Consider the following 12,495-nt stretch of genomic DNA (forward strand, 5'->3'; position numbering starts at 1 on the left):
GGCGCAGTCTAGGCGCGAAACGCCTCTCCGACAACCGAACGCAGGCCGGAGCCTTACTCCGCGTCGAGCCCGTAAGCCGTGTGCAGCACGCGTACGGCCAGTTCGGTCTCGTCCTCGTCGATCAGCACCGAGACCTTGATCTCGCTGGTCGAGATCGCCTGGATGTTGATGCCGCGGTCGGCCAGCGCCTGGAACATGGTCGAGGCGACGCCCGCATGGCTGCGCATGCCGACGCCGACGACGCTGATCTTCGCGACCTTGCCGTCCGACATCATGCGGAAATAGCCGATCTTGTCCTTCTGCGCCTCAAGCAGCGCCTCGGCGCGCGGCAGGTCCGCCAGCGGCACGGTGAAGGTCACGTCGGTCTCGCCCTTATCCTTGGCGATATTCTGGATAATCATGTCGACGTTGATGTTGGCGGCGGCCAGCGGCCCGAAGATCGCCGCGACCGCACCCGGCTTGTCGGCGACGCGGGTGAGCGTGACCTTGGCTTCGTTCTTGTCGGCGGCGATGCCGGTGATCAGCTGGCGTTCCATATCCAATCCTTCGAGTTCTTCGTCACTGACGATCATCGTACCCGGCAGCGTATCGGCGGCCGGCGCATCGTCGTCGATGAAGGACGACAAAACCTGCACGCGCACGCCTTCCTTCATGGCGAGGCTGACAGAGCGCGTCTGCAGCACCTTCGAGCCGACCGAAGCCAGCTCGAGCATTTCCTCGTAAGTGACGTTCTTCAGCTTGCGCGCCTTGGCGACGATGCGCGGGTCGGTCGTGTAGACGCCGTCGACATCGGTGTAGATATCGCAGCGATCCGCGCCGACCGCCGCCGCGACCGCGACCGCCGAGGTGTCCGAGCCGCCGCGGCCGAGCGTGGTCACGCGGTTGTCGTCGGTCAGGCCCTGGAAGCCCGGGATCACCGCGATCTCGCCGGCGGCCATCGAGGCCAGCATTTCGGGGCAGTCGATCGTGCCTATGCGCGCCTTGGCATGGGCATCGTCGGTCTTGATCGGCAGCTGCCAGCCGAGCCACGAGCGCGCCTTGCAGCCCATCGCCTGCAAGGTCAGCGCCAGCAGGCCCGCGGTCACCTGCTCGCCGCTGGCCACGACCACGTCGTATTCGGCGGGATCGTAAAGCGCGTTGGCCTCGCGGCAGAAATTGACCAGCCGGTCGGTCTCGCCGGCCATGGCCGAAACCACCACGGCGACCTCGTGCCCGGCCGCCTGCTGGCGGCGCACGATGCCGGCGACGCGGCGGATGCGCTCGGTGCCGGCCATCGAGGTGCCGCCGAATTTCATCACGATCCGGGCCACGAAACAAAGCTCCTGCATGACAAACGGGGCCTAGGCCCCAAGCGGGCACGCTGTTAGGGATCGGGGATGACGAATGCAACCATAAGACCCGCAGAGGCCGAGCATTTCGGCAGGCTTGCCGCAGACTGGTGGAATCCCAAGGGTTCCTCGGCCATGCTGCACAAGCTAAACCCGGTTCGGCTGGGCTTCATCCGCGAGGCGATCGACGCGCACTGGCGCGGCGACTCGCGCGGCCTGAAGCCGCTGGCAGGCAAACGCGCGCTCGATGTCGGCTGCGGCGCCGGCCTGCTCTGCGAGCCGCTGGCGCGGCTGGGCGGCACGGTGACGGGCGTCGATGCGGCCGAGGAGAACATCGAGGCCGCGCGCGAGCATGCCAAAGGCTCCGGCCTTGCGATCGAGTACCGCTGGGGCGACATCGGCCAGCTCGGCCTTGTCGACTACGACCTCGTCTGCTCGATGGAAGTCATCGAGCACGTCGCCGACAAGCCCGGCTTCATCGCCGCGCTGACCGCTGCGATGAAGCCGGACGGTTTGATGGTGCTATCGACCCCCAACCGCACCCCGCAATCGCGGCTGCTGCTGGTCGAAGGCGCCGAACGCCTCGGCGCCATTCCGCGCGGCACCCACCACTGGGGCGATTTCGTCACACCCGAGGAACTGGGCGAGCTGCTCGCCGATGTCGGCATGACGATGGGCGAGCCGAAAGGCATAGCCTGGTCGCCGACCAAGGGGCTGCATTTGTCGGATAGTTTGGCGCTGAATTATATCGTTACGGCGGTTCGGGCCTAGTCTGGAAACCGTTGAAGCCGGATATCCAGAATGCGCCGCTTGCCTGCAATGTCGACGGTAGCGGCAGGTCTAAGCGGTCACCGTAATCTCCCGAGGACTAACGGCTGGTAGCTTCACGGTGAACGCACTGCCTGCCCTCTCACCGGCGCTCTCCACCGCAATCGACCCGCCGTGCAGTTCGACGATTTGGCGTACCAACGCCAGGCCGATCCCAAGGCCGCCGGCAGCGCGGCTGCGGTGCTCCGACACTTGCTCGAAAATTTTGAAAATCCGCGTTTGCATGTCGAGAGGAATGCCGACCCCGTCATCCTGCACACACAGCTCCACCCGGCCGTCGTCGGCGCGCACCTTCAAAGCGATATTTCCACCCGGCGGCGTATATTTGGCAGCGTTGTTCAGCAAATTCGCGATCACCTGGGCCATGCGGACCGGATCGACCTCCAACCACACCTCCTCGTTCGGCAAATCGAGGCTGAATGCGTGGTTTGCGTCATCCAGATCGACCTGGCTCGCCTCAACCGCAGCCTGGACGATCGCGCGAAGTTCGACGCGCTCCTTTCGCAGCGAAATCTTGCCTTCGCTTATCCGCGAGATGTCGAGCAAATCGTCCACCAGCCGTGTGAGATAGCCAATTCGGCGATCCATCTGGTCGCGAATTTCCGCCGCCTGTCCGGCGTCTTCCCGACGTTCCAGGAGGCGAATGCCGGCCTTGACGGCGGCCAGGGGGTTGCGCAGTTCATGCGCAAGCGTTGCGAGGAATTCGTCCTTGCGGCGGTCCGCCGTCACCAGCGCGCGTGACGCCGCCTCCAGTTCATCGCGCTGGGCGGCAACCACCTGGCGTTGGCGGCAGAGATCGAAAAAGACGTTGGCCTTGCTCCGCAAGACATCTGACTCGATCGGCTTCTGAATGAAGTCGACGGCCCCCGCTTCGTATCCACGGAACCGGCGCCGGGCGTCCGAAGTACCGGCGGTCACGAATATGATCGGAATATTGCGCGTGCGGTCGCTCCCACGCATGAACTCGGCCAGTTCGAACCCGTCCATCCCGGGCATCTGCACATCGAGCAGGGCCAACCCGACGTCGTGCTCCAACAACAGTTCGAGTGCTTCGTCGCCCGATCGTGCTTTGAGAATGACCAGTTCGTCGCGCTTGAGCAGGGCTTCGAGCGAGACAAGGTTTTCCTCGAGATCGTCGACAAGGAGGAAATGCACGGGAGGGAGGGGACGGGTCATGATCCAGCCTTCCCGATGAGAAATTCGGCGATTGCACCCCGAGTCATGACGCGCGCGTCCGGGCACAGTTTCAGCGCCGCCCGCGGCATCGCATCGGCATAGGCATAGGCGGGGTCCTCGACGATTACCATTCCGTTCGCCTCGGCGATCGCTCTGAGTCCAGCAGCGCCATCGGCATTGGCCCCCGTGAGGACTATCCCGATGAGCGATGCTCCGAATGCGTCAGCCGCGCTTTCGAACATCACGTCGATCGAGGGGCGCGAGTGCATCACGGGCGGATCGGCCGATAGCGACAGGGTGCCGTCGTTTTCGAGGAGCAGATGATAATCAGAGGGGGCGAAATAGATCGTACCGGACAGCGCTGGCTCTTTGTCCTCGGCTTCGCGCACCGCCATGCGGCATTTTTTCTCGAACAGTGGCGCCAATATGTCCTGGCGATCGGCGGGAACGTGCACGACGATGACGATCGGAAGCGAGAAGTCGGCCGGGAGAACGGGGAGGATCTCGGACAGGGCCTGGATCGCACCCGCCGATGCGCCGATCACGACCATCTTTGCTTTCGACACGGCGTTCATATGTCGCGCCTCTGGTAGATTTTCTCCGTGCGAACGAAGTCGCCGAAGGCATTCCCATGAGCGGAAAAGCGGATGCTTTCCTTTGCGCCCAGTCCGAGGAAACCATTGCGAACCAGAGAATCTCTGAACAGGCCGATGGCGCGGTCCTGCAGGGCCCGGTCGAAATAGATCATGACGTTGCGGCAGGAAATGAGGTGCATCTCGGCAAAGACCGCGTCCGTGACGAGGCTGTGGTCCGAGAACACCACACGATCGCGAAGGCTCTTGTCGAAGGCGGCGTTGCCGTAGGCCGTCGTATAGTAATCCGAGAGCGAGGACTTGCCGCCCGAAGCGCGGTGGTTCTCGGTGAACAAAGCGATCCGATCGAGCGGGTAGATGCCCCGCGCGGCGGTCTCCAATGCGTCCTGGCTGATATCGGTCGCATAGAACAGCGTGCGCTCCTCCAAGCCCTCCTCACGAAAAAGGATCACCAGCGAATAGAGTTCCTCGCCGCCACTGCAGCCGGCGATCCAGACCTTGAGCGAGGGATAGGTGCGCAAGTGCGGCACCACATTTTCGCGCAACGCCCTGAAGTAGGAGGGATCGCGGAACATCTCGCTGACTTGCACGGTGAGATAGCCGAGCAGCCGGGGCAGCATGGCCTCGTCGTGCAACAGGGCCTCCTGCATCGCCGAGAAGGTCGCGAAACCGAGCTGCTGACGTGCCTGGCGAAGGCGCCGCCGGATCGAAGCCTGGGCATAATGCCGGAAGTCATAGTGGTAGCGCTGATGAAGCGCCTCCAGCAGCAAGCGGATCTCGATATCCTCGGTGACGTCGGACATGGGGCGGCGCCTACCGCGGCATCCAGACGCGGACGAGCGAGAGCAGCTTGTCCACGTCGAGCGGCTTGGCCATGTAGTCGTTCGCGCCGGCCTCGATGCAGCGCTGCTGATCGTCTGGCATTGCCTTGGCCGTGAGCGTGATGATCGGAAGCTTCTTCCAACGCGCATCCTTGCGGATATGCCGCGTCGCGGTGAGACCATCCATGACAGGCATCATGACGTCCATGAGCACGAGATCGATCGCCTCGCGGCCCTCGCCCGCACCAGCCTCGAGCGCGGCGATCGCCTCCTGGCCATTGCGAGCAATCTCCACGATGGCCCCGCGCGGCTCGAGGATATTGGTCAGCGAATAGACGTTGCGCACGTCGTCCTCGACGATGAGGATGCGGCGTCCTTCGAGCATAGCGTCGCGGTTGCGCGCCTGCTGGATCATCTTCTGCTGCTCGGCAGGCAGCTCGGTGACCACCTGGTGGAGGAACAGCGAAACCTCGTCGAGCAAGCGCTCCGGCGAGCGAGCTCCCTTAATGATGATCGAGTCCGAATAGCGGCGCAGGCGCTGTTCCTCGGCCACCGAAAGATCGTGGCCGGTGTACACGATGACGGGCGGGAAACCGTGAGCGGCATCGCCGTGGATCGTCTCGAGCAGTTCGAAGCCCGAAGCGTCCGGCAAGGTCAGGTCGAGGACCATGCAATCGAAGGTGTCCTCGCGCAGGCGCTCCAGGCACTCCGCCGCGGAACCGACGCCGACCGTCTGGACATCTCCGGACGCGAGCAGTTTGGCGACGGCATCGCGCTGGACGGGATCGTCCTCGACGATCAGGACGCGCCGCGTCGTCTGCGACAGTTTCGCCGCAAGCGCTTCCAAAACCCCGGCGAGGTCCTCCCGCTTCACGGGCTTCACCAGATAACCGATGGCGCCGAGCGACAGGGCCGTCTGGACGTGATCGCTGGCCGAGACGACATGAACCGGGATGTGCCGGGTCCCGACGTCGCGCTTTAGTCGGTCGAGCACCGCCAGGCCCGACTGATCGGGCAGGCCGACATCGAGCACCACGGCGCTCGGCCTGGACTCGCGTGCCAGTTCCAGCGCCTCCTCCGCCGTTCCCGCGACCAGACACTGAAAACCCATCTCGCGCGCGAGGTCACGGACGATGGCGGCGAAACTCGTGTCGTCTTCGACCACGAGCAGTATCCGCTTGTCCGCTGCCAACGAGGTGCGGTCATCGTCGACCCGCCGAAGCAAGGTCTGCGACGCAGCACGCGGCTGCGCGGCAGGTGGCTGCGGAGTTACGGGCCGAGCGGGAACGGCGCCCGTCGCGACGACGGGCTCGGGCCCCAATTCCTCGCGCCCCGCAACCAGTGCCGGATCGTAAGCCAAGGGTATCGTCAAGGTGAACCGGCTGCCTTCACCCGGAACGCTGTCGAGCGTGATGGCACCGCCGAGCAGGCGCGCCAGTTCGCGCGAGATCGACAGGCCAAGGCCGGTCCCGCCGTACCTGCGGCTGATCGTGCCGTCGGCCTGGCGGAAGGCATCGAAGATTTCGCGTTGCTGGTCCTCGGCAATGCCGATCCCCGTGTCGGCAATGGTAAGTTCGAGTTCCTCCGGCAAAAAACGGCCTATCAACAGCGTCACGCCGCCCGTCTCGGTGAACTTGAAAGCATTCGAGAGCAGGTTCTTCAGGATCTGGTCGAGACGCTGCCGATCCGTATCGATGGTCGCCGGGCAATCGTCGGCAATCGTCACATCGAACGCGAGTTTGCGCTCTGCCGCGAGTGGCTCGAACAGCTGCGTCATGTCCGCCACCAAACGGTCGAGCGCGACGGTCTCGGGGCGAATCTCGATGTGACCGGCCTCGATCTTCGAAAGATCGAGGATGTCGTTGATCAGCGCCAGCAGGTCGTTGCCCGAGGACTGGATCGTCAGCGCATATTTGACCTGATCCTCTGTCAGGTTGCCGGCGGGATTGTCACCCAGCAGCTTGGAGAGGATCAGCAGCGAATTGAGCGGCGTGCGCAGTTCATGGCTCATGTTGGCCAGGAAGTCTGACTTGTAACGGCTCGCCTGTTCGAGCTCGCGAGCCTTGAGCTCAACGATGCCGCTCGATCGGACAAGGTCGTCGCGCTGGGTTTCGAGTTGCTGCGCCTGCTCCTCGAGCTGCGCGTTGGTCTGTTCCAGTTCGACTTGCTGCTGCTCGAGCCGGGCCTGCGATTCCTTGAGCGCCCTGCCCTGCTCCTCCAGTTCCTCGTTCGATACGCGCAGCTCCTCGCTTTGCGCCTGCAGTTCCTCGGCCTGCCGCTGGGTCTCTTCGAGCAGGTTCTGCAGCTCGGCACGGAAGTGCGCCGAGCGCAGCGCCGTGCCGATAGGGGAGGACGCCAAGGCCAGAAATTCGAGCACATGGTCGTCGACCGGCTGAAGGAAGCCCAGTTCCAGCACGCCCTGTACCACGTCGTCAGCAACCGCAGGGGCTATGACCAGATGGCGAGGCCTGTCGCGGCCCAGAGCGGAACCGATCGTCAGGTAGCCCTCTGGAATGTCGCCGAGGTGCACCGGCAAACGATCGATCACGACTTGCCCCAGCAGGCCTTCGCCAGGTGAAAAGTGCTCGATGATCTGCGCGTCGCTCGGCACGCCCCGCATGGCTATGCGCTGGTATCGTCCGGCTTCGCTGGCGAAGATGGCTCCGCCTTGGGCGCCGAGGTAGCCCGCAAGAAAGGCCAGGACGTTCTCGCCAAGCTGCTGCGCCGGCTGATCTCCGAGCATTGCGGAAGCGAGCTGCGCCTGGCCGGTTTGCTGCCATTGCTGGCGCTCGCGCGCGATGTTGCCGCGGCGCAGGAGAAATCCAACGGCCAGAGTCAGGACGATGCCGAGCAGGCCCGTCAGCGCGCCGGTCAGCCAGGCAGACCTGTAGGCCCCTTCCATCTCATCGACACGAATCTGCCGGAGCCGCGACTCCTCTTGCTGCATAAGTTCGAGCTGGCCGCGGATCGCATCCATTTCCGCTTTGCCGCGGTCGGTATTGACGACTGCAACGGCGGCATCTGCGCCGGAGCCACGCCGCAGATCGATCGTCTCCTTCAGCTCGGCAAGCTTCGCCTCGGCGTGGCGCCGGAGAGTAGCCAGCCGGCCCTGCTGGACGGCGTTGTCGCGGGTGAGCTCGGCGATCCGATCGAGCGTCGTGGGTACCCGAACCAGTGCCTCGTTGTAGGGTGTGAGATATTGGTCTTTGCCCGTGAGCAGATAGCCGCGCTGGCCGGTTTCTGCGTCTTGCAGCGTCGACACCAGCTCATCGAGCGAAGTGATCACGGAGTGTGTGTGCTGCACCTTTGCCGAATCCACACGCAGCACGTTGATGTTGAAGGCCGCAACCAGACCGCCGATCACGAAAAACAGGATGATGAGCGCGAGGCCCAAACCGGCACGCAAGTTCACGCCAGGGTTCGGCCCGGATCTCAAGACAGTCGGGCGGCGCAGAAGTCGCACTAGTTCGTTCTCGCTAATGTGATGAGTACAGCTCCATTGGCCAGCCGAACTATCGGCTTCAACCAATCGGAAAGCGCATATGTGACGGGGATGGGGCTGCCGGAAAACGCGGTCTTCATTTCTTGCGTGCCGCCTTGTCGATAGCCGCCAACAGGTCGCAGAATTCATCGCCCTCCGCTGGCGCGTAAAGCATCTGCAATCCCGATTTCAGATTTTGCTTCGCTTCACCCGCAAGGCGTTCGCGACCTTTCTGCAGGCCAGGCCCGTCATTTTTCGTTCGACGCGGCCCCAAAGAATTTTACCCCAAAGTGATAGGCAGGCCGCTGACAGCTGACGTGCCCTACCAAACATATCCGCATAACCTTCCGCCAAACGCCCTGCGAAATGAAAGGTTCCAGCGTCGCCTTTCAATTCGAGCCGGCGCTTCCGCATCGACAAGCAAGCAGGAGGCCCCCTAGATGGCGCCTCCCTGCAGCGAACCAATGGTGTCGTCCATCGATCTGATCTGAACGATCGGCCGCTTTCAGACAGCCGATCGGAATGTGTGAATGGCCGCAACGTCAGCCATGTTCCAACTTAGAATTCGATGCCAAAGTCGACGCCGTAAGTACGCGGCGGGATGAAGTTGACAGAAGTCGCGATGTCCTGGACCAGCGCGAAGTTGGCGTATTTCCGATCGCTCAGGTTCTTGCCCCACACTGCCAGCTCGCCCTCGAGCCCGCCGACCTTGATGTGCCGTAGTGCCGCGCGGGCGTTGAACAGCCAGTAGGCCGGTACCGACCGCGCGGGTTCCAGCTGGGGAACGTTGACGCGCACGACCTGCGGGTCGATGTCCATATGCGAGAGATAGTTGGCGTCGCTGCGAAGCATCAAGGTCATGTCGCCGGAAATCGGCTGCGTCTCGTACATTGCCCAGAGCGTGCCCGTCACCTTCGGCCGGTTCGTCACGCGCACGGCGCCGTTGTTCGCCGCCAGCACAGCCGGGGAGACGAAGGGATACTTGGTGTCGGTGTAGCCGAGGCTGCCACCAAGCTGGAGACCGCGTGCCGGCGCCGCTGTCACTTCCAGTTCGACGCCTTGGGCTCTGATACTGCCTTGATCGAAAACAAAGGTGCTCAAGGCGGGCACGACCGCGTTGGCGACTGCTACGCCGTAAAGGGGATCGAGAGCAGCATGCGCGATGACCGCCGACGATAGCTGACTGGTTCCTTGCGGACCCTGGAAGTGGTGGTAATCGACATGGAAAAGCGCGAGGTTTGTGCGCAGTTTGTGATCGAGGAAGTCTGCCTTCAGGCCGGCTTCGATCGAGCTCGCGGTCTCCGGCTCGTAGGGGATGCCGCCGGTCGAGCCGCCGGACACGAACGATGTGGAATATTTGGCGTAGATCAGCGTAGCCGCATTGGGCTTCCAGTTCAGGCCGACCATGTAGTTGGGCTTGGTCTTCTTGTAGGTGGGCGGCACGATGGTGTTGAGCGCTCCCGGATTGCCGTAGGTGAAGGTGCTGTCCTTCTTGTCCCGGGTGATGCGGCCGCCCGCGACCAGGCTCAATTGGTCGGTGAAATCGTATTCGAGCTGGAGGTAGGCTGCCAGCGACGTGGCGATATTGTGGAACGCGCCCTGGCGGCCGAGCGGAACGACGCCGCTGGGCGGAACCGCGACCAGGCTGAGCACCGATTGCATGCCGGTCGGGCCTCCGGCAGTGTCATTCGAGTGGAACCAGAGCGCACCGGCGGTCAGTTGGAGCTTGTCGGTGTGATAATTGACCTGAAGCTCGTCACTATACTGCTTGCTGGCCGACGTCGATTCGGTCCCGATGAGGACGAACTGGCCGCCAAGGTTGGGCGCGAGAGCATTTGCCGTCGCCTGGATGGCGGCGGCTTGGACCGTCGGAGACGCCGTGGCGAGCGCGGGGTTGGCGCTGAACGCAGCGAGGGTTGCATAGGCACCCAGGGACTGCGGCGTGAAAGTGAACGAACTGAGGCCGTCGATCGCTGCCGTCGAGAAGATGAAGTTGCTGCGATAGGCGAAGATGTTCTTGACGCTGATATTGTCGCTCGCTTGCCAGGTCGAGGTCAGGCTGTGCCCTTGGACTCGAGCGATGCGCGGGATCACCCAGCCGTTGTTGACCGCTGCCGGACGCCGGGCGGTCGGATCGGTCAGGTAAGGGGTCGGCTGGCTGTTGAGCAGCGCAGTCACGAGAGCGCCGGTGAGCGGTGCGCTCGGGTTGTAGCCGACGAAGCCCGTACCATCGGGCGTGCCCGCATCCTCGTTTCGGTCGAACTTGTAGACCGTCTTGAAACTGTCGCTGGGCTCGAACTTGACGGCGGCGAAGTAAGAGTTGCTATCGGTCGTACCCAGCCATTTCACCGACTGCTGCGTATTGCCGTAGCGTGGCCCCGCCGAATTGCGATTCCAGATCACCCCTGCATCGGCGTTCCGGATGTCTCCGCGTTGGTAGTGCCGGACGAATGAAAAATAGGCGCTGAACGGACCGATCTGAGGCGTATCCGCGGTAAAGCGGATCCGATACTGATCGTAGTTGCCGTAAGAAAATTCGGCCTTGACGTGAGGATCGCCGGTCGGATCGCGGGTGGTGACGCTTACCGCACCGCCCGTCGCATTGCGGCCGAAGAGAGTGCCCTGCGGACCGCGCAGCACTTCGATCCGCGCGACATCGGGCAAGTCGAAGATCGTGCCGCGGGGACTGGAGAGATACACGTTGTCCAAGTAGATCGAGATCTGCTTGTCCGATCCGGCAACGACGCCGAAGCTGACCTGGCCGCGCATCGTAAACGCGGGCAGCTGGATACCGCCGGCCGAAGGCCGGACGGTCAGGCCCGGCGCCAAACCCGAGAGGTCATTGACGTTGTAGATACGGTTCGCCTCCAGCGTTTGCTGGGTGAACGCGGTGATCGCGATCGGAACGTCCTGCATGCTCTGCTCACGCTTCTGAGCAGTGACGACGATCTCCTGCAGACCGGTGTTGCTGTTGTCGGTGGCGGTGGCCTCCTGGGCCCACGCCTGAACCGGGGCGAATGCGACCGGGACAAGCATCGTCGAAACGAGCATGAACGTGCGGATTCCGGATGTCATGATGTTCACCTCCCTCTCCTCTTCGCGTGCTGGGTCAGCAAGATTGTCTGCCACCGCGAATGATTTTTAGAGGTGCACGACGACGCCCACGTCTGTCCTCTCATGCAACTCGCGAAGCATGACACAGAGTGGAAACAAATCCAAGCGCTTGCTTCGGCCCCACGAACAAGGAGCCCATAAGCCGACAATCAGGGCAATGTGGAATGTTTTGGTAATCCGGCATCGCCGGCCAGCAGGAAGCCCGGAGCAAACAATCCTGAGGGGCAAGGCCGACGCTCTCCAGAACTCCGGCCCTGGTTGGCGATAACGACCAAATGTTCATCTTGCGGCAAGCTGACCGCAACGCTGCAAGGCGCACAGATTGCGCGTTATCGCTTGCGTTTACGTACGCCGGAAAGCTCCTGCCTCAAGCCTCGTGTCGAACGAAGATCTGAGCACCTCGCAGCAGGGAATCGCTGGTTTGATCAAAACGGGAGCCGTCGCCGAGACGAGACGTTCCCGTTCCGCCAGGATCGAGAGAGACTTCTCATGAACAATATTCGAATATTTGACGATGTTCTCGGAAACGCCCGGCGAGAAGAGATTTTGCAGTTTCTCAACAGCCCCGGAGAGAATTGGGTTCATGGGGCGACATCCTCGCCCGACCCCCAGATGCCCAAATATTTCTACAAGCATTTTGCGGGATTCAGGCAGTCCGGATTGGAAGACATGGATCCAAGATCCGCCATTGACGAGCTTCAAAATAGATCACCCATATTATATGAATTTTGGAAAATGCTTTCAGTCAAAATTCTACACGGGCATATGCTGTCACGGTGTTATGCGAATGCGATGCCGCCAGGTATAGGCGGCGGCGTGCATAAGGATTCTCCACACCACGATCACCTCACCGCTATATATTACCCCCAGTCGACCTGGAACCATGATGAAGGCGGTGAGACCTTATTCTTCAACCAATCGATTTCTGAAATAAAAATGGCTGTAGCCCCCAAACCGGATCGGCTCGTAGTTTTTTCCGGCACCATCCCGCATGTAGCCAGGCCCGTCTACAGGACATCCCATACCCCGCGCATTACGCTCATGTACAAGACTCTCGGTCGCGCGAAGGCACCAAGTCGCCCAGGGAGGCCCGCCCCATAGCGCAAGACGACTCCGCTGGAGAAAAATGCTCCGGCTGTAACGAGGTATGGGCT

At 62.4% G+C, this 12,495-nt stretch carries 9 protein-coding genes; 2 read left to right on the forward strand and 7 right to left on the reverse strand.

What is annotated here, in order from left to right; translation table 11 throughout:
* Positions 1-53: 53 nt before the first annotated feature.
* On the reverse strand, positions 54-1,295 hold the full coding sequence (locus KRR38_RS17675; protein WP_217407315.1) for an aspartate kinase: 1,242 nt from the start codon (positions 1,293-1,295) through the stop codon (positions 54-56).
* Between the two features lie 81 nt (positions 1,296-1,376).
* Here KRR38_RS17675 and ubiG point away from each other — a divergent pair, with 81 nt between their 5' ends.
* Positions 1,377-2,099, forward strand: coding sequence for a bifunctional 2-polyprenyl-6-hydroxyphenol methylase/3-demethylubiquinol 3-O-methyltransferase UbiG (gene ubiG, locus KRR38_RS17680; RefSeq protein WP_217404041.1), 723 nt, complete (start codon positions 1,377-1,379; stop codon positions 2,097-2,099).
* A gap of 69 nt (positions 2,100-2,168) precedes the next feature.
* Here ubiG and KRR38_RS17685 read toward each other — a convergent pair whose 3' ends face one another.
* The 6 genes from KRR38_RS17685 to KRR38_RS17710 form a co-directional block, all read right to left on the reverse strand.
* Positions 2,169-3,332, reverse strand: a complete 1,164-nt coding sequence (locus KRR38_RS17685) for a hybrid sensor histidine kinase/response regulator (protein ID WP_217404043.1) — start codon at positions 3,330-3,332, stop codon at positions 2,169-2,171.
* Positions 3,329-3,907, reverse strand: coding sequence for a chemotaxis protein CheB (locus KRR38_RS17690; protein WP_217404045.1), 579 nt, complete (start codon positions 3,905-3,907; stop codon positions 3,329-3,331). Before KRR38_RS17690 ends, KRR38_RS17685 begins: the two co-directional genes overlap by 4 nt.
* Complete coding sequence (locus KRR38_RS17695; protein WP_217404047.1) at positions 3,904-4,728, reverse strand: protein-glutamate O-methyltransferase CheR; 825 nt, start codon at positions 4,726-4,728, stop codon at positions 3,904-3,906. The genes KRR38_RS17690 and KRR38_RS17695 overlap by 4 nt, the downstream gene beginning before the upstream one ends.
* A gap of 10 nt (positions 4,729-4,738) precedes the next feature.
* The gene (locus KRR38_RS17700; protein WP_254514859.1) at positions 4,739-8,152 is read right to left on the reverse strand and encodes a response regulator; all 3,414 of its coding nucleotides are present in this window, start codon (positions 8,150-8,152) and stop codon (positions 4,739-4,741) included.
* Between the two features lie 633 nt (positions 8,153-8,785).
* On the reverse strand, positions 8,786-11,302 hold the full coding sequence (locus KRR38_RS17705; RefSeq protein WP_254515481.1) for a TonB-dependent receptor: 2,517 nt from the start codon (positions 11,300-11,302) through the stop codon (positions 8,786-8,788).
* Positions 11,303-11,683: 381 nt separating this feature from the next.
* The gene (locus KRR38_RS17710) at positions 11,684-11,926 is read right to left on the reverse strand and encodes a hypothetical protein (protein WP_217407535.1); all 243 of its coding nucleotides are present in this window, start codon (positions 11,924-11,926) and stop codon (positions 11,684-11,686) included.
* Positions 11,927-12,133: 207 nt separating this feature from the next.
* Between KRR38_RS17710 and KRR38_RS37800 the strand changes: the two genes are divergently transcribed.
* A complete protein-coding gene (locus KRR38_RS37800; protein WP_375293465.1) occupies positions 12,134-12,442 on the forward strand; it encodes a 2OG-Fe(II) oxygenase in 309 nt (102 codons plus the stop codon).
* Positions 12,443-12,495: the final 53 nt, after the last annotated feature.

Source organism: Novosphingobium sp. G106 (assembly GCF_019075875.1).
Classification (GTDB): domain Bacteria; phylum Pseudomonadota; class Alphaproteobacteria; order Sphingomonadales; family Sphingomonadaceae; genus Novosphingobium.